Source organism: Hyphomonas sp. (assembly GCF_046313975.1).
Lineage (GTDB): Bacteria > Pseudomonadota > Alphaproteobacteria > Caulobacterales > Hyphomonadaceae > Hyphomonas.
The window spans coordinates 34,237-60,294 of record NZ_JBKBXB010000020.1 but is presented as its reverse complement, the minus strand read 5'-3'; the positions used below and the strand labels follow the sequence as shown (position 1 = coordinate 60,294).

General features: G+C 65.5%; 25 protein-coding genes. 11 read left to right on the top strand and 14 right to left on the bottom strand.

The annotated features are described in order from the left end of the window. The 3 genes from ACK4TE_RS09170 to ACK4TE_RS09160 form a co-directional block, all read right to left on the bottom strand. A partial coding sequence (locus tag ACK4TE_RS09170; protein ID WP_409911201.1) for an NnrU family protein occupies nucleotides 1–391 on the bottom strand: 391 nt, incomplete at its 3' end. Between the two features lie 249 nt (nucleotides 392–640). Then, nucleotides 641–1,309 carry a hypothetical protein gene (locus ACK4TE_RS09165; RefSeq protein WP_409911200.1) on the bottom strand — a complete coding sequence of 223 codons (669 nt, stop codon included), beginning with the start codon at nucleotides 1,307–1,309 and terminating at the stop codon, nucleotides 641–643. Nucleotides 1,310–1,508: 199 nt separating this feature from the next. Then, nucleotides 1,509–3,533 carry a transglycosylase domain-containing protein gene (locus ACK4TE_RS09160; protein ID WP_409911199.1) on the bottom strand — a complete coding sequence of 675 codons (2,025 nt, stop codon included), beginning with the start codon at nucleotides 3,531–3,533 and terminating at the stop codon, nucleotides 1,509–1,511. Between the two features lie 170 nt (nucleotides 3,534–3,703). On the opposite strand from ACK4TE_RS09160, the gene ACK4TE_RS09155 reads away from it, so the two are divergent. Next, on the top strand, nucleotides 3,704–4,132 hold the full coding sequence (locus ACK4TE_RS09155) for a c-type cytochrome (RefSeq protein WP_409911198.1): 429 nt from the start codon (nucleotides 3,704–3,706) through the stop codon (nucleotides 4,130–4,132). A 6-nt stretch (nucleotides 4,133–4,138) separates the two neighbouring features. On the opposite strand, the gene ACK4TE_RS09150 is transcribed toward ACK4TE_RS09155, so the two are convergent. Continuing rightward, nucleotides 4,139–4,504 (bottom strand): YraN family protein, encoded by a 366-nt coding sequence (locus ACK4TE_RS09150; RefSeq protein ID WP_409911197.1) that lies wholly within the window; start codon nucleotides 4,502–4,504, stop codon nucleotides 4,139–4,141. Then, entirely contained in the window at nucleotides 4,491–5,420 is a 930-nt protein-coding gene (rsmI, locus tag ACK4TE_RS09145) for a 16S rRNA (cytidine(1402)-2'-O)-methyltransferase (protein ID WP_409911196.1), read from the bottom strand. Before rsmI ends, ACK4TE_RS09150 begins: the two co-directional genes overlap by 14 nt. Here rsmI and ACK4TE_RS09140 point away from each other — a divergent pair. The 3 genes from ACK4TE_RS09140 (at nucleotide 5,414) to ACK4TE_RS09130 (ending at nucleotide 11,094) form a co-directional block, all read left to right on the top strand. Then, a complete protein-coding gene (locus ACK4TE_RS09140) occupies nucleotides 5,414–6,697 on the top strand; it encodes a penicillin-binding protein activator (protein WP_409911195.1) in 1,284 nt (427 codons plus the stop codon). The genes rsmI and ACK4TE_RS09140 overlap by 7 nt on opposite strands. Nucleotides 6,698–6,796: 99 nt before the next feature. Further along, on the top strand, nucleotides 6,797–7,963 hold the full coding sequence (gene dnaJ, locus ACK4TE_RS09135) for a molecular chaperone DnaJ (protein WP_409911194.1): 1,167 nt from the start codon (nucleotides 6,797–6,799) through the stop codon (nucleotides 7,961–7,963). Between the two features lie 305 nt (nucleotides 7,964–8,268). After that, nucleotides 8,269–11,094, top strand: coding sequence for a phosphoenolpyruvate carboxylase (locus ACK4TE_RS09130; RefSeq protein ID WP_409911193.1), 2,826 nt, complete (start codon nucleotides 8,269–8,271; stop codon nucleotides 11,092–11,094). A gap of 2 nt (nucleotides 11,095–11,096) precedes the next feature. Here the strand turns inward: ACK4TE_RS09130 and ACK4TE_RS09125 are convergent, their stop codons facing one another. Beyond that, nucleotides 11,097–12,065: an aspartyl protease family protein gene (locus ACK4TE_RS09125; protein WP_409911192.1), complete on the bottom strand. Its 969-nt coding sequence runs from the start codon at nucleotides 12,063–12,065 to the stop codon at nucleotides 11,097–11,099. A gap of 172 nt (nucleotides 12,066–12,237) precedes the next feature. Here ACK4TE_RS09125 and ACK4TE_RS09120 point away from each other — a divergent pair, with 172 nt between their 5' ends. The 4 genes from ACK4TE_RS09120 to ACK4TE_RS09105 all read left to right on the top strand — a co-directional run bounded on the left by ACK4TE_RS09120 (nucleotide 12,238) and on the right by ACK4TE_RS09105 (nucleotide 16,270). Further along, complete coding sequence (locus ACK4TE_RS09120) at nucleotides 12,238–13,488, top strand: acetyl-CoA C-acetyltransferase (protein ID WP_409911191.1); 1,251 nt, start codon at nucleotides 12,238–12,240, stop codon at nucleotides 13,486–13,488. Between the two features lie 88 nt (nucleotides 13,489–13,576). Then, nucleotides 13,577–14,620 (top strand): class I SAM-dependent methyltransferase, encoded by a 1,044-nt coding sequence (locus tag ACK4TE_RS09115; protein WP_409911190.1) that lies wholly within the window; start codon nucleotides 13,577–13,579, stop codon nucleotides 14,618–14,620. After that, on the top strand, nucleotides 14,617–15,291 hold the full coding sequence (locus ACK4TE_RS09110; RefSeq protein WP_409911189.1) for a pseudouridine synthase: 675 nt from the start codon (nucleotides 14,617–14,619) through the stop codon (nucleotides 15,289–15,291). Before ACK4TE_RS09115 ends, ACK4TE_RS09110 begins: the two co-directional genes overlap by 4 nt. Nucleotides 15,292–15,406: 115 nt before the next feature. Then, nucleotides 15,407–16,270 carry a hypothetical protein gene (locus ACK4TE_RS09105; protein ID WP_409911188.1) on the top strand — a complete coding sequence of 288 codons (864 nt, stop codon included), beginning with the start codon at nucleotides 15,407–15,409 and terminating at the stop codon, nucleotides 16,268–16,270. Between the two features lies 1 nt (nucleotide 16,271). Here ACK4TE_RS09105 and ACK4TE_RS09100 read toward each other — a convergent pair whose 3' ends face one another. From ACK4TE_RS09100 to ACK4TE_RS09090, 3 genes are all read right to left on the bottom strand, one after another. Beyond that, complete coding sequence (locus ACK4TE_RS09100) at nucleotides 16,272–17,756, bottom strand: lipopolysaccharide biosynthesis protein (RefSeq protein WP_409911187.1); 1,485 nt, start codon at nucleotides 17,754–17,756, stop codon at nucleotides 16,272–16,274. A gap of 8 nt (nucleotides 17,757–17,764) precedes the next feature. Continuing rightward, nucleotides 17,765–18,802, bottom strand: coding sequence for a glycosyltransferase family 4 protein (locus ACK4TE_RS09095; protein ID WP_409911186.1), 1,038 nt, complete (start codon nucleotides 18,800–18,802; stop codon nucleotides 17,765–17,767). 73 nt (nucleotides 18,803–18,875) lie between these two features. Beyond that, a complete protein-coding gene (locus tag ACK4TE_RS09090) occupies nucleotides 18,876–19,307 on the bottom strand; it encodes a PaaI family thioesterase (protein WP_409911185.1) in 432 nt (143 codons plus the stop codon). 138 nt (nucleotides 19,308–19,445) lie between these two features. On the opposite strand from ACK4TE_RS09090, the gene ACK4TE_RS09085 reads away from it, so the two are divergent. The 3 genes from ACK4TE_RS09085 to ACK4TE_RS09075 all read left to right on the top strand — a co-directional run bounded on the left by ACK4TE_RS09085 (nucleotide 19,446) and on the right by ACK4TE_RS09075 (nucleotide 22,701). Further along, nucleotides 19,446–20,261, top strand: coding sequence for a MipA/OmpV family protein (locus ACK4TE_RS09085; protein ID WP_409911184.1), 816 nt, complete (start codon nucleotides 19,446–19,448; stop codon nucleotides 20,259–20,261). Nucleotides 20,262–20,332: 71 nt separating this feature from the next. Continuing rightward, on the top strand, nucleotides 20,333–22,150 hold the full coding sequence (locus ACK4TE_RS09080) for an ABC-F family ATP-binding cassette domain-containing protein (RefSeq protein ID WP_409911183.1): 1,818 nt from the start codon (nucleotides 20,333–20,335) through the stop codon (nucleotides 22,148–22,150). 77 nt (nucleotides 22,151–22,227) lie between these two features. After that, nucleotides 22,228–22,701, top strand: coding sequence for a PAN domain-containing protein (locus ACK4TE_RS09075; RefSeq protein WP_409911182.1), 474 nt, complete (start codon nucleotides 22,228–22,230; stop codon nucleotides 22,699–22,701). Here the strand turns inward: ACK4TE_RS09075 and ACK4TE_RS09070 are convergent. The 5 genes from ACK4TE_RS09070 to ACK4TE_RS09050 form a co-directional block, all read right to left on the bottom strand. Next, nucleotides 22,698–24,296 (bottom strand): peptide chain release factor 3, encoded by a 1,599-nt coding sequence (locus ACK4TE_RS09070; RefSeq protein WP_409911181.1) that lies wholly within the window; start codon nucleotides 24,294–24,296, stop codon nucleotides 22,698–22,700. The genes ACK4TE_RS09075 and ACK4TE_RS09070 overlap by 4 nt on opposite strands. 67 nt (nucleotides 24,297–24,363) lie before the next feature. Beyond that, on the bottom strand, nucleotides 24,364–24,735 hold the full coding sequence (locus ACK4TE_RS09065) for a hypothetical protein (RefSeq protein WP_409911180.1): 372 nt from the start codon (nucleotides 24,733–24,735) through the stop codon (nucleotides 24,364–24,366). 86 nt (nucleotides 24,736–24,821) lie between these two features. Further along, nucleotides 24,822–25,253, bottom strand: coding sequence for a hypothetical protein (locus ACK4TE_RS09060; protein WP_409911179.1), 432 nt, complete (start codon nucleotides 25,251–25,253; stop codon nucleotides 24,822–24,824). A 56-nt stretch (nucleotides 25,254–25,309) separates the two neighbouring features. Beyond that, the gene (locus ACK4TE_RS09055; protein ID WP_409911178.1) at nucleotides 25,310–25,648 is read right to left on the bottom strand and encodes a DUF1491 family protein; all 339 of its coding nucleotides are present in this window, start codon (nucleotides 25,646–25,648) and stop codon (nucleotides 25,310–25,312) included. Between the two features lie 42 nt (nucleotides 25,649–25,690). After that, nucleotides 25,691–25,990: a hypothetical protein gene (locus tag ACK4TE_RS09050; RefSeq protein WP_409911177.1), complete on the bottom strand. Its 300-nt coding sequence runs from the start codon at nucleotides 25,988–25,990 to the stop codon at nucleotides 25,691–25,693. Between the last annotated feature and the right edge of the window lie 68 nt (nucleotides 25,991–26,058).

The following is a 26,058-nucleotide window of genomic DNA, read 5'->3' as shown; positions in this document are numbered from 1 at the left end:
CGAACAGGAAAATCGAGTTCCACTCCCAGTTCGCCAGCAGGTGCGCCACCGCCCAGATCTTCACCGCCACCAGCATCGGATGCTTCAGCATCTTCCTGATATATCCGGTGGGCGTGTACGCTGCGGCCAGCGCAATCATCGCAAACGGCATCAGCGCCAGCACCAGATGCCGCAGTCCCGTGGGCGGATAACCGAGCCCCCCGGCCCCGCGCGCCTGCCCGTAACCCCACACCATCAGCGCAAAGCCGGCAATCGCCGCGAGACTGTAGAGCCCCATATACGGCCCCGCCCCCATCCGCACTTTCAGGTCCTTGCCCGGCGCCCGGCTGCGAAACGTCGTATAAAGGTGCGTCCCGAAAAAGATCAGGATCCCCAGGATCAGATACGTCATCCTCCAGCCCTCCCCGGCCGATTTCGCGGGAACTTACCCTGATTGGCCGGGCAGGCAAAGCGGTTGAAGCCCTATGCAGAGGGAGAGGGGTACTTGTTTTGGGGCTCAGGCGGGGTTGGCGTTTGGGGCTCTCCCCCTCCGACAGGCCGCGCAGCGGACTGACGGAGGGGGCTCTTTCATGTTGCACGCAGCACAAGCGCCCGGAGAGGCGGGGGCCTTCCGGGGGGTGGGTCTGCGATTTCGTCCGTGTCAGGAGGAGTCGAGGAGCTGTTGCCAGACCGGAGGGGCGGCCTTGGTCAGGGCACGGAAGGTCTCGCGGAAGTCCGGCATGCGCATGTTCTTGAGGCTCTCAGGCATGACCGGGCTGATGGGACAGGTGGCGGGACGCTCGCGGCGCACCCGGGCGAGGAGGCGGCGGGCTGCCGCGTCGGGGTCGCGGGCGGCTTCGGTCAGCGCGGCGAGGCGGGCTTCGAACTTCGCGTTGAGGGCGGCGAGGGCTTCGGCGGGGGTGGGTTTGGGTTTTGCGGCGGCGGGTGCGCGCGGCCTTGCGGGGCGGATGTCATCCGCAGGCGGAGTTTGCGGCGCGCGGGGCGCGGGATCGAACAGGCGGAAGAGAGGCGTGCGGGGTTTGGGCGGTGCGCGGTCCTGTGGCGCGCGATCCCCGCCTGCGCGGGGATTTGCCGGATGAGGGGTTCCGGGCTTGCGGGTATGGGGCGCCAGCTGGGCGGCCATCAGGAGGAGCATGTGGCGCAGGATGACTTCGGCAGGCTCGATGATCGTCTTGATGAACATGGTGATGGAATGTTCGCTGAGCGGGCCGCCATCGTCAGGCCGCAGCGCCTTCAGCATACGGATGAGCTCGGCGACCCGGAGACGGGCGCGGGTGATGAGCGTGCTGAGGAGCTGTGCCTGGACCATGCGCGGAGTATAGGCATGGTTCGGGAGGTGTTGCGTAAGTTTGCGGGGTTATTTTTCAGGGCATTGATTATGCGGGAGAAAATTTCCGCCAGGTGTTGCATAAGTACTCCGTAGACGGAAGGTCTGGATATCCCGTTCTGCTCCCAATCTTGTCATCCCGGCGAAAGCCGGGCTGACAGAGAGGAGAGGGCGGGAGTTGTTATTCCCCCTGCCGGATCAGGTCTCCGCCGGCGCTCGCCGCCTGAATCCGCCGCCCGCCAGCGGCTGCAAAAGCCTGCGACATGCCGCGATAGAAGGCAATCCGGTCCTCCGCCTCCGGACTGATCTGCACGGCGAGCTCCGCCCCGATCAGCGGCGCCGGCGTCAGCCCTTCATGCGCGAACTCCATGATGTCCGACCACAAGTCCGCCGGCAGGCCGCCGCCCGTCACCTTGCTCATCGCGCTGTCATCATCATTGCCGATCCAGATGCCGCCGACATAGGCCGAGGTGAACCCGATGAACCACGCATCGCGCCAGTCCTGGCTCGTACCGGTCTTGCCCGCTACCGTCCAGCCGCCCTTGATCCGCGCTGCCGCGCCCGTGCCGAACGAGGCATTCACCACGCGTGTCAGCATCGCGTTCATGTCGGCGGCATAGTCCGCCGCATACACGCGCGGGCCCTCCGTATCCGGATGTTCGTAATACACCTTGCCGCGCGTATCGGTAATCTTCGCCACCAGCCATGGCTCCACCAGCTTGCCGCCGGTCTGGAATGTGCCATAGGCGCCGGTGATCTCCCACAGGTTCACCTCCTGGCTGCCCAGCGCCATCGAAGGGAAAGGCTTCATCTCGCTCTTGATGCCAAACCGCTTCGCCAGTTCCGCCACGCGCGCCGGATTGGACTCGTTGCCGAGTTCGGCGGCCACCGTATTGGTCGAGCGCGTCATCGCCTCGCTCAGCGTCATCGGCCCGAGGAACTCGCCATTGTAGTTCACCGGATTCCATTTGCCGATGCTGATCGGGCGGTCGTTGAACACATCATAGGGCGAATAGCCGTCTTCCAGCGCCAGGGCGTACACGAACGGTTTGAAGCTCGAGCCCGGCTGGCGCTTTGCCTGTGTTGCGCGGTTGAACGGCGAGGCGCGGTAGTCCACGCCGCCGACCAGCGCCGCCACGCGCCCGTTCCTGCCCATCACGATCGCCGCCGCCTGCGTCGCCTTCAGCTTCGCGCCATCCTTCGCCATGCGCTCGCTCATGTGCGTCTGGATGCGTGATTGCAGCTTCGCATCGATCGACAGCGTCACCACCGCATCGCCCGGCACGCGCGGCAGGATGCGCGCCGCCTGCTCCGCCGCAACGTCCAGCACATAGCCGAGCTGCGGATCGTACGTTGGCGGAGTAATGATCGTGATCTCCGCCTCCCGCGCGGCCGTCTCCTCGGCGCGCGTGATGAACTTCATGTCGCGCATCTCGCGCAGCACATAGTTCTGCCGGTCCTTCGCGCCGGCAAGATTGTCGCGCAGGTTCAGCTTCGACGGCGCCTTCGGCAAGGCGGCCAGCAGTGCGGCCTCGGCAATCGTCATCATTTCCGGCGGCTTGCCGAAATAGAAACGCGAGGCCGCGTCGATGCCGTAGAGGCCGGATCCGAAATAGATGCGGTTGAGATAGAGCGACAGGATCTCGTCCTTCGTCATCTCCTTTTCCAGCTGCCGCGCCAGCGTGATTTCCTGCGCCTTGCGCTGCATGGTCTGGCGCGAGTCGAGGATCAGGTTCTTCACCACCTGCTGGGTGATCGTCGAGGCGCCGGACACCGTCTCGCCCGCCATCGTATTGGCCGCCGCGGCGCGCACGATGGCGGCCTCGTCGGCGCCGTCATGCTCGTAGAAACGCTTGTCCTCCGCCGCGATGAAGGCCTGCGGCACATGACGCGGCAGCGTCTTCACATCGATCGCCCGGCCATAGCGCGGGCCGCGCACGGCCAGCGTGCGGCCCTCGGCATCGACAAACTCGATGGCCGGCTCGCGCGCCATGTCCCACAGTTCAGCCACATCATTCGGCAGCTTCGGCATGCCCGTATGCAGGCTCTGCCATTTCCACAGCGCCCATCCCCCGCCCGCCAGAAGGATCAGGCCCACCGCGATCAGCAGGTAGCGCACCGCCGGGTTCTGGCGTTTCAGGAAGCTCGCCGCCGGAACGCGCACGACACGGGGCAAGGGCGGAGGCGTGGGAAACTGGTTGCTCATGGTGCCGGGCTTGTTGGGGGGCGAGGCTGAACCTGCGATGAAAGCCGGACGGTAACTGCAAGAAGATTACGGCAGGGTGAAGGCGCGGGCCCCGGCCTGTAATTATCCTTAGCGCCAGCCGCCCGCTGGCATGGTAGGCTGCCGGCCTGAATCAACCAGAGGACCTGTCCATGCGCCCGATCCTGACCGTCTTCGCCGCCCTCGCCCTCCTCGGCGCGGTCGCCTGCGAAAAGCCCGCCGAAACGCCCGTCGCGGCCCCGGTCGAACCCGCCGCAGAGGCGCCCCCGCCGGCCAAGCCCACTTTCGAGATCGACCCCGCCATCCCGATGGACGCCGATTCCATCGCCGATGGCCGCAACATCGCCGAAACGCACTGCGCCATCTGCCACGGCCTCGACCAGGACGCGAGCCTGCGCGCCGACGCCCCGCCGCTGCGTTACGTTCTGTCCATCTACCCCCCGAACTCCCTCGCCGAGGATTTCCGGAACGGCATCCATGTCGGCCACGAGGACATGCCCGAATTCGTCTTCGGTGACCTCGGCATGGACGTGCTGCTGGCTTACCTGATCTCGATCCAGGAAGCGCCGCCGGCGGAGTAGCCTCGACTACGCCATCCCCGGCCGCCAGGCGTCGCGGATGTGTGACGGAAGGCGGCCCGGCGCGATAGCGATGATGTCGTAGCGCCAGCCGCAGTCGTTGAAGCGTGGCCGCTGGGCCATCCAGGTTTCGGCGGCGCGCGCGATCCGCCGCCAGGCGCCGGGCGTCACCGCGCCCATCGCATCCTCCAGCGTCGCGCGTTCCTTCACTTCGATGAACGCGATCACGCCGCGCTTTTCCGCCACGAGGTCAATCTCGCCGACAGGAAGTTTCACGCGCCGCGCCAGGATCGAATAGCCCTTTGCGCGCAGCCACCAGGCCGCCAGCGCCTCGGCCCTGCGCCCGCGCGCCTCGGCAGCTTCACGCCGGCCCATCGCCGGCTTTCAGCTGCAGCGCGCGCTGGTAGACTTCGCGTTTCGGAAGCCCGAGCGCCTCGGCGACCGCTGCCGCCGCCGCCTTGGTCGGCATCTCACTCAGCGCGACTTTCAGCGCCGCGTCGACATCCGCCGCGCTCGCCGCATCCTCCGCAGGCGGACCAACCAGCAGCACGATCTCCCCTCTCGGTGGCCCGGCGGTCTCGTAATGTGCCGCCAGTTCCGCGAGCGATCCGCGCCGCGTCTCCTCGAACAGCTTGGTCAGCTCGCGCGCCACGGCCGCCTCCCGCCGCCCCAGCACCGCCGTCAGGTCGGCCAGTGTTTCGGCGAGGCGCGGCCCGCTCTCATAGAAGACCAGCGTCGCCGGCACCGCCCGCAGCGTCTCGATGGCGCTGCGGCGCGCGCCCTGTTTCGGCGGCAGGAAGCCCGCGAACAGGAAGCGGTCGCTCGGCAGCCCGCTCGCCACCAGCCCGGCCAGCAGGGCCGAGGCCCCCGGCACCGGCCACACCTTCACCCCTGCCTCCAGCGCCTCATGCACCAGCTTCCAGCCGGGGTCCGACACCAGCGGCGTGCCCGCATCCGAGATCAGCGCAATCCGCGCCCCCTCGCCCAGCCGTTTCAGCAATCCCGGCCTGCGTTCGGCCCCATTATGGTCATGATAGGGGCTCAGCCGCGCTTTAACCCCGTAAGCCGACATCAGCTTCGAGGCGACCCGCGTGTCTTCGGCCAGCACTTCCTCCACCGCGCCCAGGATATCCAGCGCCCGCAGCGTGATGTCGCGCAGATTACCGATCGGTGTGGAGACAACATAAAGACCCGGCGCTACAGCACCGGGCTGTTGCCCGCTTCGCGCCGCGCTCATAGACTCGTCGCTGGCGGGAATCGCGCCGGTGCCAGAAGGATCAGAAGATGACATCGCGTTCACCATCGCTCAGGAAGACCCTCGCGCCAAGCCTCGCCCTCGCGGCGCTGCTGATGGCGGCGGCCTGCGCCTCCTCGCCCACAAGGCCGCCCGTGTCCATCGGCACAGGCCAGCCGCGCGTCGATCCCGTCACCGGCGAGGAGATCACCGATCCCTCGCAGATCGCCGAGGAAACCGGCACCGGCGCGTTTGGCAAGGATGATGGCGGCCTGACGCCGGACTTCATGTATGGCCGCGATGTGAAGCGCGCGGCCGTGCTGCTGCCCTTCTCGCACCCCACCGCGAATGTCCGCGCCGAGGCCGAAGCCATGCTTGCGGGCATCGAGCTCGCCCTGTTCGAAAACGCCGGCACCGATTTCCTGATCCTGCCGAAAGATACTGCCGGGCGCGCCTCCACCGCCGAAGCCCGCGCCGACGAGGCCATCAAGGAAGGCGCCGACATCATCCTCGGGCCTCTCTTCGGCGCCGAAGTCACGCCCGTCAAAAATGCCGTCACCCGCAAGCAGATTCCCGTCATCGCGTTCTCCAACGACCGCACAGTGGCCGGCGGCGGCGCCTATCTCGCCTCGGTGATGCCGGAGGAAGAAGTTGTCCGCATCATGGGCTATGCCGCCAGCCGCGGCATCCGCACCTTCGCCCTGCTCGGGCCGGACACGGCCTATGGCAAGCAGATCGACACCGCCATGCGCGCCGAAGCCCTGAAGAATGGCTGGACCGTCATCGGCACATCGCTTTACGACCCCGCCGCCAGCGCCTCCACGCAGGTCTCCGGCATCGCCCGCCTGATCAATGCCGAGCGCGCCCAGGTCGGCCTGATCCTGCCGGAGCGCGGCAACAAGCTCCTCTCGATCGCCCCGCTCCTCGTCGTCAACGGCGTCGACCCCGGCCGCACCAAGTTCCTCGGCACCAGCCTTTGGGACGACGCCGCCATCTGGCGCGAGCCGGCCCTCGCCGGCGCCTGGTTCGCCGCCGTCGATCCCGACAACATGACGGCCTTCAAGGACACCTATCGCCGAGTGTATGGCCGCGCCCCGACCGACCTTGCCGCCGCCGCCTATGATGCCGCCGCCCTCGCCGTCACACTGGCGGGCGAAAACAACATCAAGCATGGCGGCGTCACCGATCCGGACGGTTTCATGGGGGTTAACGGCCTGTTCCGCTACCGCCTCGACGGCACCTCCCAGAGGGGCCTCGCGGTCAAGGAAATCCGCTCATCGGGGGCATCGGTTGTCGAAAAGGGGGTTACCAGATTCCCCCCCGGCAGTAGTTAACCCGCCGCAGGGGTATGCACCCTTGGCCCTTGCGCCGCGCCCCAACTCGCCCCAAATCACCCGCCACAGGGCGAGTTATCCGGTATTGGCGGCGACTTCATGAGCAAGCGCGACTATTATGATGTCCTCGGTGTGGACCGCAGCGCCGACGAAAAGGCGTTGAAATCGGCCTATCGCAAGCTGGCGATGAAATATCACCCGGACCAGAATCAGGGCGATTCCAGCGCCGAGGAGAAGTTCAAGGAAGTCGGCGAAGCCTACGCCGTCCTGTCCGATCCGCAGAAACGCGCCGCCTATGACCGTTTCGGCCATGCCGCTTTCGAGAATGGCAGCGGCCCCGGCGGCGGCAGCCCGTTCGGCCAGGGCGTCAATCCTGAAGACATTTTCCAGGACCTGTTCAGCCAGGTCTTCGGCGGCGGCTTTGCCTCTGCCGGCGGGCGCAAGCGCGGCGGCCCGCAGCGCGGCGCAGACCTGCGCTACGATCTCGAGATCACCCTCGCCGAAGCCTGGGCCGGCAAGGAAGAAACCATCCATGTCCCGCAGGCAGTCGCCTGCAAGGGCTGCGAAGGCTCCGGCTGCGCCCCCGGCTACAAGCCGGACACCTGCGAAACCTGCGCCGGCCATGGCCGCGTACGCGCCCAGCAGGGCTTCTTCACGATGGAGCGCACCTGCCATATCTGCCAGGGCCGCGGCACCGTCATCCGCAAGCCGTGCAAGACCTGCGGCGGCCACGGCCAGGTCAAGGAAGAGCGCAAGCTCTCGGTCAAGATTCCGGCCGGCGTTGAAAGCGGCATGCGCATCCGCCTCTCCGGCGAAGGCGAGCCCGGCACCGGCGGCGCCCCGAAAGGCGACCTCTACATCTTCGTCGAAGTGGTCGACCACGACATCTTCGAACGCGACGGGCCGAACCTCTATTGCCGCGCCCCGGTGCCGATGACCACGGCCGCCCTCGGCGGCGAGATCGACATCCCGACCATCGATGGCGGCAAGGCGCGCGTCGCCATTCCCGAAGGCGCCCAGACGGGGCGCAAGCTGCGCCTGCGCGGCAAGGGCATGCCCAGCCTGCGCGGCAATGGCCAGACCGGCGACCTGTATGTCGAGATGTTCGTCGAAACCCCGCAGAACCTCACGGCCCGCCAGAAGGAACTGCTGCGCCAGTTCTGCGACTGTTCCGGCGCCGACTGCCACCCGGAAAGCGAAGGCTTCCTCGGCAAGATCAAACGCTTCTGGAACGGCCACGAAGGTGACGAGAAGCGCCCGAGCTAGATAATCCGCATACGGATTTTTTGACGCCCGGCCTCCAACCTTTCTCACCAAGGGGGAGCTTGTCGCTCTGTGGGGCAAAACTCATTCCTCCCCGAACGCAACCTGTCCCCTCACCCTTGTGGGGCTTGCGAGGATCAGAAATCGCACCGCGATTTCCCGAGCTAGAGCGTGGGGGAGCAACGCGCAGCGGCGCACCTGCCCCCCACCCGCCATGCCCACCCGCAAGGCAGGCATGACGCCGCCTGACCCGGGACAGGCCTCCCGCCCGTTTGACAACGTTGCAATTCGTGCCTTTGTGGGGTGCCATGACGCAGCGACACCCCAAACCCGCCCCGATCAGCCTCAGCTGGGCCCAGGATTTCCTGCGCCAGGAGGCCACCCGCATTGATGCCGACCCGCTGACCAACTCGGTCTTCTCCCTCGCCCAGACCCTGTTCCGGAAGCTCGAAGCGGGCGAGGCGACCCTGCCGGCCCTCGCCGCCCTGTCGCAGGAGGTCCACCTATCGCTGATCGAGGCTCGCGCGAAATCCTTCCGCGAGCGCCATGCCGGCGCCGACCCATCCGCCGCCTGGGCGCCGGTGCGCGCCCGGCTCGAAGCCGCCGCCGCCGAAGGCCTCACCGCCTTCCGCGCCCTCACCGAAACACCGGTCGGCGGCATCGTCTTCACCGGCCACCCGACCTTCGCCCTCTCCGAAGACCTGCGCGCTGCGATGGCCGCCTTCGCGGTGAAACCCGACGCGCCCCGCCGCAACGCGTTGAAGAAACTCATCGGCGCCGACATTCGCGGCTGGAACCAGTCGATCACGCTTGACGGCGAGCACCGCGAAGTGCAGGCCGCGCTCGCCCATGCCGCCGCCGCGCAGGCGGCCTATGCCGGCCTCGTGCTCGACGTGGCGCAGTCAGCCTTCCCGAAAGACTGGCGCGCCCTTCGCCCCGTCCTGCCGACACTCGCCAGCTGGGTCGGGTATGATCTTGATGGGCGTACGGACATTCCGTGGTATCGCTCCATCGCCTTCCGCCTCGCCGAGAAGGCAGAGCAGCTCAGCCGCTACGCCGCTGAACTCGACGCCCTCCTGCCGGCCAATGCACCCGAAAGCCTCGCCGCCCTGCCCGGCCGTCTGCGCCAGGCGAGCGGGCTTGCCTGGAACCACACCCAGCTTTTCTCCCGCGAGCTCTCCGACCCGCAGCTTCTGGTCGATGCCGCCAACGAGCTGACCGCGGAGGACGAGCACCGCCTGAACGATGTGCGCGAGATCACGGACGTGATCGACGCAGCCCTGCCCGGCCTCAGCGACAAGGCCGCCCGCAAGCTGATGATCCTCCGTTCGCAGATGGACGCGCAGCAGCTCGGCACCGCCCGCATCCACCTGCGCGTCAATGCCGCTCAAGTGCGCACCGTGCTCGCGCGCGACCTTGGTCTTGAGACCGAAGACCGCCTGCTCGGCCGCGTCGCCCTGTCGGAACTCGCGCAGAAAGCCCGCCGCTCGAAACCCAAGGCGGTGAATTTCGCAGACCTTTTCCGCGAACAGTCCACCGCCCGGCGCCAGTTCATGCTGTGCGCGCAGATCCTGAAACATATCGATGCCGGCTCGGTCATCCGTTTCCTGATCGCCGAGAGCGAGAACCCCGCCACCGTGATGGGCGCACTCTACCTCGCCCGGCAATACGGCGTCGCCGGCAAGCTCGATATCTCCCCCCTGTTCGAGACGCCCGAGGCGCTGGAAACCGGCGGGCGCTTCATCGAGAGGCTGCTGGAGGAAGACGAGTTCGTCGCCTATGTGAAACAGCGCGGCTATCTCTCGATCCAACTCGGCTTCTCTGATTCCGGCCGCTTCATCGGGCAAGTCGCCGCCTCGATGGCGATCGAGCGGATCCACAACCTCATCCTGCGCGCCCTCGCCGCCAGGAAGGCGAATGTCAGCCTGCTGATCTTCAACACACACGGCGAATCGATGGGCCGCGGCGCCTGGCCCGGCACCTTCCGCGAGCGGTTCGACCATCTGCTCACCCCCTGGACCCGCGCCGGAAGCGGTGCGCGCGGTGTGCCTGTGCTGCATGAGGTCAGCTTCCAGGGCGGCGACGGCTTCCTGCATTTCGCTGCGCCGGAACTCGCCGAGGCCACCTACGCCGCCTGGTGCGACAGCCGCCTCGCGCCCGCGCCGGCAAGGGTCGACGACCCTTTCTATACGCGCACAGATCTCGTCTGGGACTTCTACCGCTCGCTGCGTGCCTGGCAGGAACGCCTGTTCGGAAATGCAGACTACGGACGATTGCTCGGCTCCTTTGCCAGCGCCCTCGTGGTGCGTGCCGGCTCGCGCCAGAAACGCCGCAGCGGCGGCCCGGTTGGTCCCGCCGCCCTGCGCGCCATCTCGCACAATGCCACGCTGCACCAGCTCTCCATCCCCGTAAACACGGCCGCCGGCATCGGCTCATCCCTGCAGCGCGAGAGTGAGCGCCTCGCCAACCTCATCCGCGAAAGCCCGCGCCTGCGCGGCCTGATCCTGCTGGCCAGCCGCGCCCGCGAACTGACCAGCCTGCCGGCCCTGCGCGCCTATGGCAGCGTGTTCGATCCCGGCGTCTGGGTCGCCCATGCCCGCCTCGCGCCCGCAGACAAGGCCGCCGCCTACCGCTCGGCCTATTATGTTCTGCGTACGGATGAAACCGCCGTGTCGATCGCGCGCATCGCCAATCTCTTTGCCATCGACCTTGGCCGGTTCGACCGCCTTCTTGCGCAGGTCGAGGGCGTGCCGAGCGCCGAGGCGCGCCATGAAGGCCGCATGGACATGCACGTCCTGCATGCCATCCGCCAGGCGCTGATTATGCGGGCTATCGCGATTGCCGGATCCATCCCGCGCATTTCCGAACGCCATGATGTCAGCCAGCGCGACATCATCCGTATGGTGACGGAACTGCGCCTCGCAGAAGTGATCGAGACGCTGGGCCGCATCTTCCCGCGCGATGACCGCGACGATGATGCCCTCGGCCGCCTGACAGAAGAAGGCTCCGGCCAGACCTCAGGCTATGGCTATGACCGCATCCATCAAGGCATCATCGCCCCGCTCGATGAGATTGACCGCACCCTGCACGGCATCAGTCTCGCCATCACGCACGCCTATGAGGCGTTTGGCTGAGCTCAGCGCCTGTGGTCGAGGCGCGTATCGCGCGCCATCAGTTCAACGCCGAAGCCTTCCGTGACAGAGTCCGGCAGGATCAGGATCAGCCGGTTGTGCCGGCGGTCGAACTGCACCTTGAAGGAAGAGAGCAGGTCCAGCCCGATCACCATGAGCGGCTCCTTGTCCATCTCCAGCATCTCGAACAATTTCGGATCGCTGACCAGAAGATCGGCATTTAGGAAGTTGAAATCGGCAATCTGAACCTTGCGCGCCGTCGCCACGCGCACCGACGCATCGCGCCCCGTCGCGCCCTGCAAAAGAACGGTCTTTTCGAAATTGGTGCGCAGCTCTGCATGCGCGGCAAAGGCCGAGTTGACATAGGTGAGGTTCGATCCGGTATCGATCAGCGCCTTGCCCTTGCGGCCATTGATGCGGATGTCGATGAACATCAGCCCGCCTTCCACCTTGTACGGAATACGGTCGAAATAGTTCGAGATCGGACGATCCGGCCGCCCGTCATAGGCAGAGATGAGGTTGGTGCGGAAATCGAATTCGAGAATGTCGCCCGGAAAGGCGGATGAAGGCAGCACATTCGCCGCCGCGCCCGGAATCTCGAGGTCGCGGTTGTAGGCCGCCTCGACCGCGCCAAGATTGACATTGCCCGCGCGCACGCTGGCAAGGCGCACGATGGGATAGTCCTTCGCGCCGTTGACGCCGAGAATGTTCACCCGCGCCGCCTCCGCGCCCGGTGGCCGGATGCCGCTCTCGCTGGCCGAGCGCGCATCGACCATGGCAAAGGTCGCCGCCGTGTCGACCACACCGGTGGTGGTGTGCTGGTTGTTGATGACGATCGGCACGACCATGTGTTCAAGATCGCTGATCTGGAACGGCACCACGAGCCGCTCGCTGGCCCCGGCAACAGCGGCCCAGCCTGCCAGCAAGGCCGCGGCGATCAGCGCCTTCCCGGTTATACTCCAGCCTTGTGCCATGAGCGTTTCTCCCTCCGGAACTATGGCACACTTCCCCGGCGTCAAAAAGCGCCCGCCGGGAGGGGCCCGCCTGACCCGGCGTCACGGCTTTCGCTTACGCTTACGTTCGCGTAAAGCAGGCTCACCGAAGCCCGCTCGCCCCGGGAAAAATCTGACAAAAGGGAGTTCCAAGATGGCTGACGCCTTCATCGTTGATACCTGCCGCACGCCGCGCGGCGTTGGCAAAGTGGGCAAGGGCGCGCTCGCCCACATGCACCCGCAGCACCTTGCCGCCACCGTGCTGAGCAACCTGCGCGACCGCAACAAGCTCGACACCGAAACCGTCGACGACATCATCTGGGGCACCTCCAGCCAGCGCGGCGCGCAGGGCGGCGACATGGGCCGCATGGCCGCGCTGGATGCCGGCTATAACGTCAAGGCCTCGGGCGTCACGCTCGACCGGTTCTGCGGCTCGGGCATCACCACGGTGAACCTCGCTGCGGCGCAGATCATGTCCGGCATGGAACAGTGCGTCATCGCCGGCGGCTGCGAGATGATGAGCTACACGGCGGCCTCGGCTGATCCGAAAACCCCGCCGATGATGGACGCCGGCAACCTGCGCCTGCGCGAGAAGCATCCGCAATCGCAACAAGGCTGCTGCGCCGACGCCATTGCGACGCTGGAAGGCATCGACCGGGAAGCTGTGGACCAGCTCGCTGTCGTTTCCCAGGAGCGCGCCGCCCGCGCACTGAAGGAAGGCCGTTTCAACAAGTCGGTTGTTCCGGTTTACAACGTGGACGGAACACTTGCGCTCGACCATGAAGAATTCCCGCGCCCCGGCACGACGATGGAGAGCCTTGCGGGCCTGAAGACCGTGTTCAACATGTTCTGGAACATCCCGGTCGATGACAAGGGCACGACCTATGGCAGCCTGATCGAGAGCCGCTACCCGCAGCTCAAGGGCAAGATCAACCATGTCCACCATGCCGGCAACTCCTCCGGCGTCGTCGATGGCTCGGGCGGCGTGCTGCTCGCTTCGGAAAGTTACATGAAGAAGCATAACCTGAAGCCGCGTGCCCGCATCGTGGCGACTGCCAACATGGGCGACTGCCCGACGCTGATGCTCAACGCCCCGGTTCCGGCGGCGAAGAAGGTGCTCGAGAAAGCCGGCCTGACGGTTGACGATATTGACGTGTGGGAAATCAACGAGGCCTTCTCGGTCGTCGCCGAGAAATTCATCCGCGACCTGAAGCTCAACCGGGACAAGGTGAACATCAATGGCGGCGCAATGGCCCTCGGCCACCCGATCGGCGCCACCGGCTCGATCCTGATCGGCACCGCCCTCGACGAACTCGAGCGGTCCGAAAAACGCTACGGCCTCGTCACCATGTGCGCCGCCGGCGGCATGGCTCCGGCCATCATCATCGAGCGCCTCAGCGCCTGATTTTCCCGCGAGGAATAAAAGCCAAGGCCCCGCCGGTTCATGCCGGCGGGGCTTTTCTTATGGGGCGCGGGCCGCTATCGCTCCCGCGATGATGGACCCGATTGTTTTTGAGACCTTGCTGCTGGCGATCGAGCGCGAGGCTGTGCCCCTGCCGGAAGCTGGCCCGATACTCGTGCTGAATGCCGAGCCGGGGCCGTGGCTGACCCGGCTGCCGAAAGACCGGCTTGTGCTGCGCACCAGCTACAAGCCGCACCATGACGCGCTGAAAGCCGCCGGGTTCAACGTGCTCGCGGTCGACTCCGTGGAGCTGCCCGAGGCGCAGCTGACGATCATCGTGCCGCCGCGCCAGCGCGATCAGGCACGCGCCGTCTACGCCCGCGCCATGCTCGCCGCGCCGGAAGGATCGACCATCCTCGCCTGCCTGCCCAACACGCTCGGCGGCAAGAGCGGGCAGGATGCGCTCGAAGCGCTCAGCGGCAATTCCGACAGCCTGTCGAAACACAAGTGCCGCGCCTATTGGTGCGTGAAGCACGCCGCCGATGTCGATGAGGAACTGGCGCAGGACTGGATCGATTTCGATGCGCCGCAACTGATCGAGCCGGGCCTGTGGAGCCGGCCGGGCCTGTTCAGCTGGGACCGGATCGATCCCGGCAGCGAGATGCTGGCCGACAGCGTGCCGGAATATACCAAGGGCATCGGCATCGACCTGGGCGCCGGCAACGGCTTCATCAGCCGCGAGATTCTCGCCAACTGCCCGCAGGTGGAGCGGATGGATCTGGTCGAGGCCGAATACCGCGCGATGATCTGCCAGGAGCAGACGATGGCGCCGCATGCCGCGCGCTGCACGATGCGCTGGGCAGACGTGCTGAAAGACCTGCCGCCGGCAACCTATGACTTCGCCGTGATGAACCCGCCTTTCCATACCGGACGCGCCGACAACAACGAGCTGGGCCGCAGCTTCATCCGCGCTGCCGCCGCCACGCTGCGCAATGGCGGCACGCTCTGGCTGGTGGCCAACCGGCATCTTCCGTATGAGGATGAACTGACCCGCTGCTTCAAAGCCGTCGAAATGATCGAGGATGATGACGGCTACAAGATCATCCGTGCAGATCGCCCGAAACGGTTCAAATGAACGATACGCGCAAGCTCGCGAAATACCTGGCGGGACTCGGCTATGGCTCGCGCAAGGAGATGGAGGCCGCGATCGCGCGCGGCCGCGTGAAGGGCTGGGGCGAGGACGTGCGCTTCGATGGCGAGCCGCTGGACCCGGCGCCCGGCATGGTAGTGATGATGCACAAGCCGGCAGGCTTCACCTGCTCGCACGCCGATCAGGGCCGCCTCGTCTACGATCTTCTGCCGCCCCGCTATGTAAAGCGCGACCCGAAGCTTTCCTCCATCGGACGGCTGGACGCAGAAACGACGGGCCTTCTTCTGTTCACGGATGATGGCGCCCTGCTGCACCGGCTGATCTCGCCGAAATCGCAGATGACGAAAGTATATGAAGCCCGGCTTGCCCGCCCGCTGGAAGGGCATGAGGCAACCCTGTTCGCCTCCGGCACGCTCACCCTGCGCGGCGAGGACAAGCCCTGCCTGCCCGCCATGCTGGAAGTCACCGGCGAACGCTCCGCCCGCCTGACACTGACCGAGGGGCGCTACCATCAGGTGCGCCGCATGTTCGCGGCGGCCGGAAATCATGTCGAGGCGCTGCACCGCTCAGCCTTCGGCCCCCTGCAACTTGGCGCGCTGGCGCCGGGCGAGTGGCGGCTTCTGACGCCGGGAGAAGTGAGCCTCCTCTCGGGCTGATCGGATCAATTTTTGCGGCCTGCCCCAGCCGATATTAACCAGTCCGGGGTAGAACGGCTAATTCCTTTCAGTCCCGCTCCGACTCCGGCCGGGCGGAAAGCCCGGACAGGTGGACGTGCCAGAGCGCAGCAAGACCCTTGCGGTTCTCCACAGCCGCAACACGCCTTTCGGCGGGCCGCACCATATGGTGTCGGTGATCGCTGCGCATCTGGCAGACCTCGGCGTGAATGTCATCCACATGCACGGCCCGGCCGACTATGCGCCTGCCGATGCGCTGTTCGTGCATATGGACCGGTCCGTGCTGCCGAAGCGGATCGCTGCCTTCGCGCAGCGCTATCCCCGGCATATCAATGGTGAAGCCCTCGACATCCGCAAGCGCAGTTACGCGGATGGCCTCCTCGAGCGCGGCGACCGGCATGATGGTCCGGTGATCGTGAAGTCCGACCTAAATTATGGCGGGGCACCGGAATTCACGAACTGGTCATTGTTCGAACGCATCCGCGCCAAAGCCATGCGCCTGCTGATCCCGCAGGCGAAGATCCGTATCCTGAGCAAGTCCGACTATCGCACTTTCCCATCGCTCTCGGGTGTACCGGGCGCCTATTTCGGCGCGGGCAATGTTGTGCAGAAACTGATGCTCGAAAAGGACGGTGACAGGAACCTGCTGCGCGAATACATTTTTCTCGGCGACCTGCATTACGAGAATATCGAACGCTCAGCCAGCGAGATCATCACCGAGGATGAGCATGTCTCCTGCCTGCCTTTCACGCCGCATCCGCGCCTCCTGGAGATGCGCCGCCACCTGAAGCTCGACTATGGCAAGATCGACTATGTGATGGTGGACGGCGCGCCGTTCATCTTCGACGCCAACAAGACTCTCGGGCTCGGCGAGAAAAGCGGAACATCGGAATTCGGCGAGGGCCTGAACCAGATGCTCCGCGCCTTTGCCGGCGAAATCCACCGGATGCTCGAGGCGTGATCTAGCCTGCCGGGGTCCGGCCCAAGCGCCGCGACAGGAATGTCAGGGTGGCCTGTTCGATGCCTTCGCCCCGGCCGGTCAGTTGCCACAGCGCGACATGCGCAGCGACGAATGTCACCACTCCGGCGCTCGCAAGAAGCGAGGCGGAGAGCAGGTTGCCGATGAGATCATCCACAGGCGCCGAGACACCGGCAGCGCGCAGCGCCAACACCGCAGCAGTCATCGCCAACGCCGACAATATCGTCCGCCCAAGGACGGACACCTGCGCCCAGCGGGACAGCCCGGTGATCTGTGCCGCGACATGCACGCTCATCAGGTACCAGAGGAAGGCGGTTGCCACACAGGCCGCCAGTGCGCCAGCAAGCCCGGCAAAATGGATCGCGGCCAGCATCATCGGAATGTGGATCAGCAGCGAGATCACCTTGTAGCGGAACAGCGCGCGCGGATAACCGAGCGCATTGGCGAGCGCATTGCTGAGGCCCGCGATGAGGTAGAGCGCGGTGGCCGGGGCGATGAAGGCGAGTACGAGGACCGCGTCTTCCCAGTTCGGACCGAGGGCAACGCGGATGATCTCCGGCGACACGAGCGCCATGCCCGCGCAGACCGGCAGGATTACCGCAAAGCCCATGTGCAGCGCCTTGAGATAGGCCGTCTTCACGCGCTCCATGTCATTCTGGATGGAGGCAAAGGCGGCAAACAGGGTCCGCTCCATCGGCGCGTAGAGTACGAGTTCCAGCCGCTCGCCGAACTGCGAGCCGACCGCAAAGGCGCCTAGGCGGGCATTGCCGGCCATCCGCCCAAGGAAGAACGTCGTCGCCGCATCGCGGAAACTGTCGGCAATGTTGCCGAGCCCGATCCAGAGAGAGAATCCGAAAAATTTCCGGAACTGGCTGAGGCTGAATCCCGGCAGCTGCGGGCGCAGGATGTAAGTGAAAACGGTCGCAACCAGCGCCGCCGAGACAACGCCCGCCGGCAGCGCCCAGTAGCTGCGTGTCGCAAGCGCCACCCAGACGATGACGACAATCGAGGCGATCTTGGCGAGCACATCGAGCAGCGCTTCGCGACGGAAGTCCATATCGCGGATGTACTGTTCGAACCAGGAATTCCTGAGCCCCGTCACCAGCGGATAGGCCGCGAGCGCCATGACCAGCCCGGCGATCCGGTCATCGCCGATCAGCATCGCGACCGGCCAGGCGGCCGCGAGCATCAGGAGCGCGACGATGACGCCTCGCAGGACGTTGATTGTCCAGGCGGTGTCGAAATCTGCCTTGGTGGCGGTCTTCATCTGCACCAGCGCCGCGCCGACGGGCAGCTCGACCACCGCGCCGGCAATCGCAAACACGCTCATGCCGATGGCCATCAGGCCGAAATCCTCTGGCATCAGAAGATGCGCCGCAATCAGCGTGCTGGCGAGGCCGAGCAGGTTGCTGACGAGCCGTCCGGCCAGCAGCCAGGATGTGCCCCGGAAGATTTTCTCGCCCAGCATCGGGCGCCCTACTCCACCGGCTGGCCGAGCATGCGCGCGGCGAGGGTTTCGGCATATTGTTCGATGGTCGCGTGGCCGAGAATCCAGGCGCGGTTGGCGCGGCCCATCTCGGCGCAGGCGGCCGGATCGCGCGCAAGGCTGTCCATTGCGGAGGCCAGGCGCGCCGGATCGCCTGCGGGCACGCGGATCAGCGAGTCGAGGCCGGTATAGTCGGCAAGACCCGGCGAGTCGGTGACAATCACCGCCTTGCCCATCGCCATGCCTTCCAGCAGGCCGGTTACGCCCGCCGCATAGGGCACCGCGTTCAGGGGCACGACCACGAACTTCGCCGCCGCATATTGCGCGCGTAGCTCTGTCCAGGCCATCCGTGTACGGTTTATGGTGAGGTTTACTGGCAGGCCGGTATCCTTCGCACCTTCCTTTGGAAAATAGCCTGACGCCTGCACGCGGATGTTTCCGCCATATGACTTCGCAGCTGCCGCCAAGGTGGCATAGTCGCGGTTTTCGAGACCGCAGGCGAAGGCATAGTCACCGGGGGCGACATCTGCGGCTTTCGCCGGATCGAAGAAAGCCGCATCCACGGAGTCGAAAATGAAATGCACCTTGCCGACCGGCAGGCCCGCCTTGCCAATCAGCACATCGCGCTGCAGGCGCGAGACCGTGAACCAGCCGCCGACGCGGCGCGTGCCGAGGAGGCGCGCGGCGAGCTGCCATTTGGGGCTGTGGCTTGCGTGGATGACCGAGAACAGCTCGCCCTTCCATCCGGAAAGGCGCAGGAGCGGCAGCAGGCGGAAGGCGATATCCTCGCCCGTGGTGAACACCGCGCGCGCCTCCCTGCGCATCGCATGCACGGCGAAAGCGGCCTGCATCGACGTGTTCCGGCCGGCAAGCCTGCGGGCAAAGCCTTCCGCAAGATCGTCTGCCGAAGCGTACCGGCCCGAGACCAGCTGGCGGATCAGTTCGAAATCCCGGCGCGGCTCAAGGTCCGGATCAACGTCCCGCTGCGGGACATTGTTGCGCAGGACGACAAGGTTGAGGCCGGACATGGGCAGGAATTCCGTAGCAGGCGCAGGAGTGCGCTCCGGGCCTGCAATATGGCGGCCATCCGCCAAGCCTTGGTTAACCGGCTGCGGCGAGGCTGAACGTAGCGTTGGCCCGGGCAACCGGCTTGCCGTCTGCGTGCACGAGACAGCTGGCAAAGCAGAGCGAGCGGCCGGTCTTCACGAACTGCGTATCGGTGGCGAGCCATTGGCCGAGCCGGGCCGCGCCGAGATAGTCCGTCGACAGATTTACGGTCACGAGCCCCGCTGGCGGCGGCTTGCCGTCTGCTGCCAGCGCGGCGACACAGGATAGGCCCATCGCATTGTCTGCCAGCGAGGCGATCAGGCCGCCATGCACCAGCCCGCGCGAATTGCAGTGCGCCTCCGCCAGCCACAGGCCGATGGACACCTGCCGCGCTTCCGTCTTGGAAAACAGCGGCTCCCAAGGATCGGTGAATCGCGATTTGCGGAAATGGGGCGCATAGCCTTCAGGAGGAGCAGGACCGGACATGACAGAAGCTTCCCGTTGCAGACCCCTCCGGTCCAGACCTCACGCCGGGGCAATCTCCGGTCGCCTGGCGGCTGTGCAAGCGGATGATCCACGCCCCGCGCCGCTGCGTATCAGCACGCAGCCAATCAGGAGATTTCGATGCGGGCCACCCTGCTTTTCGCGGCGCTTGTCAGCGCCAGCCTTCCTGCAGTCGCACAGGCGCCTAAGCCCCCCGAGGGCTGGCAGGTGACCCTTGGCGCGGGCGGCCTACACGCCCCATCCTATGAGGGCGATGACGACTATGCCGTCTCGATCCTGCCGAACGTCCAGCTCAAGTATTCCGACACCTTCTTCGCCTCTGTACAGGACGGCATCGGCTACAACTGGCTGCAGACGGACCAGATCACTGCAGGCCCCATTGTCCGGGTGAAATTTTCCCGTGACGAGGACGGGGACCAGGCCTTTGCCGTGTCCGGAGGCGGAACGGACGACCTTCTCGGCCTTGGCGATGTGGACACGAGTTTCGAACTGGGCGGCTTCCTGCGCTACCGGAATGGGCCATGGTCAGCCGGAGCGGAACTGCGCCAGGCGGTTTCGGGCCACGAGGGGCTTGTCCTCGACCTCAACGCTGGCATGGGCGGCGTGATTTCCGGCTTCGGTCCGCCCGTCATCTGGTCGGCGGGGCCGCGCTTGAAGATTGTCGATGACAGCTACACAGCCGCCTATTTCGGCGTCACGCCGGCACAGGCAGCCGGGTCCGGCCTGCCGGTTTACGAAGCCGGCGGCGGGGTCAGCAGCTATGGCTTAGGCGCGCTGGGAATACTTCCGCTGGACCGCGATTTCAGATGGTCCGTCGTTGCCTTTGCCGGATATGACCGGCTCGCCGGCGATGCAGGCAACAGCCCGCTGGTGACCCTCCGGGGGGACGCTGACCAATTCAGCGCCGGCCTTTTCCTGAACTATACCTTCGACTGAGGCGCAGAACGGGGGCGGGCGCCGCACCCGCCCCCTAGCTTGTCCGCGGACCAGCCGCTATCTCCCCGGCCATGGCCCAGCCCCCGCTTCTCACCCTCACCGACGTGCGCCTCTCCTTTGGCGGCAAGGCGCTGTTTGAAGGCGTGACACTGTCACTGTCGAAGGGCGAGCGCGCGGCGCTGGTGGGCCGCAACGGGGCGGGCAAGTCGACGTTGATGAAAGTGGTGTCCGAGCGCATCCTGCCGGACACGGGCGAGGCCTGGCGCCAGCCGGGCGTGACTTATGCCTGGGTGGCGCAGGAGCCGGACCTCGCCGGCTATGCCACCGTGCTCGACTACGCGTCCGAAGGCCTTGACGGCGCCTACATAGCTGAGGCCGAGCTGATGGAATTCGGCGTCGATGGCGGCGCTGACCCCGCCACGCTTTCTGGCGGCCAGCTGCGGCGCGCGGCGCTGGCGAAGGCGTTCGCGAAACAGCCGACGATCCTTCTGCTGGACGAGCCGACCAACCATCTCGACGTGCCGATGATCGAATATCTCGAAGGCCGGCTGAAGGCGTTCAACGGTGTCGTGCTGGTGGTCAGCCACGACCGGCGCTTCCTCGAGAACATCTCCACCAACACGCTCTGGCTGCGTCAGGGTAAAGTGCTGAAAAGCCCCGAGGGCTATGTGAAATTTGATCAGTGGGCGGAGCAGGTGGAGGAGGAAGACGAACGCCAGCTGCGCCGGATGACCACTCACCTGAAGGAAGAACAGCACTGGCTGGCGCGCGGCGTCACGGCCCGGCGCAAACGCAACCAGGGCCGCCTTGCCCGCCTGCGCGAACTGAAGGCCGAGCATGCGCAAGTGCGCACCGCGCTGAATGATCGCAAGGCGACCGCCGGCATCACCGCAGACGCCGGCGAGGCGATGAGCAAGAAGGTGATCGAGGCGAAGGGGCTTTCGAAAACCTTTCAGACCCCGGACGGTCCGTTGGTGGTCGCCAAATCGCTCGACCTGCGCATCCTGCGCGGCGACCGGATCGGCATCATCGGTCCGAACGGCGCAGGCAAGACGACGCTGGTGCGCCTGCTGCTCGGCGAGATCGAACCGGATGCGGGCACGCTGTTCCATTCGAAGACGCTGCAGGTGACCTATCAGGACCAGACACGCGCGACACTGAACCCGCAGGACACGATCTGGGAAGCGCTTGCGCCGATGGGCGGCGACTCGATCATGGTGCAGGGTCACCAGCGCCATGTGGCGGCCTATGCGAAGGACTTCCTGTTCAAGCCCGAACAGCTGCGCCAGCCGGTCGGTGCGCTTTCCGGCGGCGAGCGTAACCGCCTCGCCCTCGCCATCGGCCTCGCGCAGACATCGAACCTGCTCGTCATGGACGAGCCGACCAACGATCTCGACATGCAGACGCTCGACCTGCTCGAAGACATGCTGCTGAACTATGAAGGCACGCTGATCCTTGTCAGCCATGACCGCGCTTTCCTCGATGCGACAGTGACGAGTTGCCTCTCGCCCATTGGCGGGGGCGAGTGGGTGCAGACCGCCGGCGGATGGAGTGATGCGCAGGAACAGCTGAAAGGTGTGCGCCGCAAGGATGCTCCGAAGGCGGAGAAATCGCGCGGGCCTGCCCCCGCCGCGCCGAAACCGAAAGCCGCTTCGAAACTCTCCTTCAAGGACGAGCACCGGCAGAAGGAAATCGACGGCTTGATCCCGAAGCTGCAGGCGGAGATTGCCCAGCTCGAAGCCGATCTCGCAGATTCCAGCCTCTATGCCCGCGATGCAGCGGCGTTTGCGAAAAAGTCCGAACGCATCGGCGCAGCGCGCACGCAGCTCGAAAATATCGAGATGGAATGGCTGGAAATCGAGGAAAAACGGGCCAGCCTGACCGGCTGAGCCCGCCTCATCAAAGCAAACGCTTCGTTAACACGCCTCGGCTAAGGTGCCGCCGGATAGTTTCCGAGGAGTGTTCCATGCGCCTTGCTGCCCTGATTGCCGCCACCGCCATTCTTGGCCTCGCGGCCCATGCCGACGGCGTTGCCAAACGGGCTGTGAAGTCGCCTACCGTCTCGCCGCTCGAAGCGACGGACGCCTCCTATGGCCCTTCGAAAGCCCCTCCGGGCCACGAAGTTGGCCGCTACCGCCACGGCGCCACCTATTCTGTGGTCGATGCCGACTCCGCCCTCGCCTGCCAGGCCGCCTGCGGCGATGACGGCGTGTGCCAGGCATGGTCTTACGTTGCTGGCTACGGCTCGGCCGCGGCGCGCTGCGAACTGAAACAGGGCGGCGGCAAACCGGAAGAAAACCTGCTCGCCATCTCCGGCGTCTCGCCGCGTGTCGACGCCGTGATCTGGGGCACCTCCGCGCCGCCGGAGCCTGCACCGTCCGACCAGCTGGTTGGCGAAGCTGTCGTCAGCGAAGCCGGCGAGATTGCGGGCGCTTACTAAAGCGCACGCTCCTTCGTTGCCGTAAAACGGATGCCCGGGTTTTTCTCCTGGGCATAGCCGACATCCCAGGCATTCTTCGCAAGATAGACCGGCGAGCCGTCAAGGTCCGTGCCGGAGGCTGATTTGTTCTTGTCGAGGAATTCTTCCAGCTTTTTCGGATCGTCCGAAGCCATCCAACGCGCGACATTGTAAGGCGCCGGCTCGAACATAACTTCGAGATTGTATTCCGCCGTCATCCGCTCAATCATCACTTCGAACTGCAGCTGTCCGACCGCGCCGACGATCATGTCCGAGCCGATGGCCGGAATAAACAGCTGCGTGACGCCTTCCTCGGCGAGACTTTCCAGAGCCTTGCGCAGGTGCTTGGCCTTCATCGGATCTTTCACGCGCGCGCGGCGCAAGAGTTCCGGGGCAAAGTTGGGGATGCCGCCGAACTGAATATCTCCGTTCTCGGACAATGAATCGCCCACGCGCAGCTGGCCGTGGTTGGGCACGCCGATCACGTCGCCGGCATAGGCGGTCTCGGCAATCTCGCGGTCCTGCGCCATGAACATCAGCGGGTTGTGGATATTGAGCTGCTTGCCGCCGGTCGTCTTGAGACGCATGCCGCGCCGGAATTCGCCTGAGCAGAGACGCAGGAAGGCGACGCGGTCGCGGTGGTTGGGGTCCATGTTCGCCTGGATCTTGAACACGAAACCGCTGACGAACGGGTCTTCGGCGTGCACCGAGATAACCTCGCCCTTCTTCTGGGCTTTCTGATCGCGCGGCTGCGGGGCGTGGGAATGCAGCGTGCGGAGCAGTTCCGCCACGCCGAAATAGCGCAGCGCCGAGCCGAACACGACCGGCGTCATGTTACCTTCCCGGAAGGCCTGAACGTCAAACTGCGGCAACAGGCTGCGCGCCATCTCGACGCCTTCGCTCATCTCGGCAAAAACGTAGGGGTCAAGGTTTGCTTTCAGGCTTTCGGCATCTCCCGAAATCTCCGTGGCCGGACCAATGCGCGCGGGCTCGCCGGGACGACGTTCGAATTGCAGGAACTGGTTCCGGGCAAGGTCCAGCATCCCGGCGAAGCGCTGGCCGCTGGCTGCCGGCCAGTAGAGGGGCGCGGTGTCGAGCTGCAGCTTGTCCTGAACCTCGTCGAGCAACGCGATCGGCTCCAGCGCCTCGCGGTCCATCTTGTTGATGAAGGTGACGATCGGGATGCCGCGCATCCGGCACACTTCGAACAGTTTCAGCGTCTGCGGCTCGATACCCTTCGCAGCGTCGAGCACCATGACGGCGCAGTCAGCCGCCGTCAGTGTACGGTAGGTGTCTTCGGAGAAGTCCTCGTGGCCCGGCGTATCGAGCAGGTTGAAGACATAACCATCGAACTCGAAGGTCATCACAGAGGCGGAGACCGAGATGCCCCGGTCGCGCTCGATCTTCATCCAGTCAGACCGCGTGCGCCGTGCCTCGCCGCGCGCTGCAACTTCGCCTGCCGCGCGTATGGCGCCGCCGGCCAGCAGCAGGTTCTCGGTCAGCGTCGTCTTGCCGGCGTCCGGGTGCGAGATAATGGCAAAGGTGCGCCGGCGGGCGGCTTCAGTCACATGCGACATAGGTCAAGGTCTCTCTTCGCCGGAGGCCCTAACCGATTTGGTCCGCAGATTGAAGAGGTAGGCTGAATCAGGCCGCGCGGGGCCAGATCTGCTGGATGCCGGCATCGCCACCCTCGGCGAGGCGGGTGCGGACGGCTTCGAGGATCGATTCCGGCAGGATGGTCAGGCGGGGCTCCGAAACCTGGCCCTCGTGCACCGGGAACAGGGCCGCGTTCGCCCCGGTCTTGGCGATGATCAGGGCGGCAAGGTCATTAATCAGGCCGTCGTCCGGGCGAATGCCGCTGTCCTGGCAGGCCTGCAGCTTGCCGCGCGCCAGCTCGATCGCCTCGCGTGCCCGCATCGCGTGCAGGTCCTCGAAGCCCAGCAGAGCCCCCCGCTTCAGCAGGTGCATCTCCGGTGCCTCGATCCAGGTCACCCTGTCATTCAAAAGAAACAGCATGGTTGCCCGCCCCATTTATCCCAGCGAATCGCAAGGTGGGGTCAGAGGGTAAATCGCCGGTTAAAGCTGCCCGATGTCTGAAGGACTTACTGCTGAGGGGGCAGGATGACGATGTCGTACTCGTTCAGCAGCTCGGTCGTCTTCGCGTTTGGTGTGCAAGCTACTTCATACGCCTTGGTAAGGTCCGTCACCTTTGCATCGTGCGGCTGGGCTTTCACCACCAGCGCATCATACCGCCCCTTGAGCACGGCCATGTCGGCCTCAAGGCCCATCACTTCCTGCTGCTCGCTCGGCGTAATCTCGTAGTTGTAGTAGTAGAGGTAGTCATACAACTCGTTGATCTGCTGCTGCTTGGAATTGTACTCGTTCGTGATCGTCGTGATCTCAGTGAGCATAGGCCCGAGAACACCTGCCTCCGCTCTCAGCGCGGCTTCTGCCTCGGTGCAGCCCTGCGCCATGGCCACCGCCGGCGAGCCGGCAACCATCAGCAGGCTGAGCGTGAATACATCCGTTCTCATGGTGCGTCCCCTTGCCGGTCCCTCCCGGCTTGTCGTTGATCAGAGCTGAAACCGCTTCAGCTTTCAACCTTTTCTGTCAGAAACGTGCGCCCTTCCCGGTCCTCGATCTCGACGATCCAGAGGTCGCGGTCGCGGGCCTTCGCGCGCTGCACATAGTCATCCACACTCGCCTCGTCCGGGCCGACGCCCTGCATCACGAGGTTGAGGAAAATGCGCTCGCCTTCCATGTCCGTCGACGGAGCGTAGACGGCCGCTGTGCCGTCAAGCCGCGCTACCTTCAGCAGCACATCCCCGCGCTCGTCATCGCCGTGCTGCAGCACATAGGCCGGTGCGCCGGCAAGCTGGGCTCGCCGGATAAGGGCATCGGTCCACAGGCGGGTGGGCAGGCGGTCCATGGCGCCAGACTCCTCCTCCCGTGCCTGCGCGTCAAGCGTTTGTCAGATGCAGGAGAGGCTCGCGTCGGCGATGGCGAGGATGGCGTTTTCGGCCTGATCCGGCTCGAGCCCGGCCAGGGCTTCGGCCACGGCGTCATCACCGCTGATCACGGCCACCGCCATCTTGTCGAAGGTTTCCGGATCGAGGCGTTCCTGCATGGTATTGGCAATGCAGGTGCATTTCTGGTGGCTCTCGCCGGCATTGCGGCAGACCGCCACCATGTCCGCCTTGGGACCGCCCACCACTGCGTCGCATCCGGTGAGAACTACAGCGGCCATCGCGGCCAGCAGGGCAAGTTTCATGATCGACCCCTCGTCATTTTGCCCCGCGATGCTGGCATGGAAACCCGGCGGATTAAACCGGAATTTGC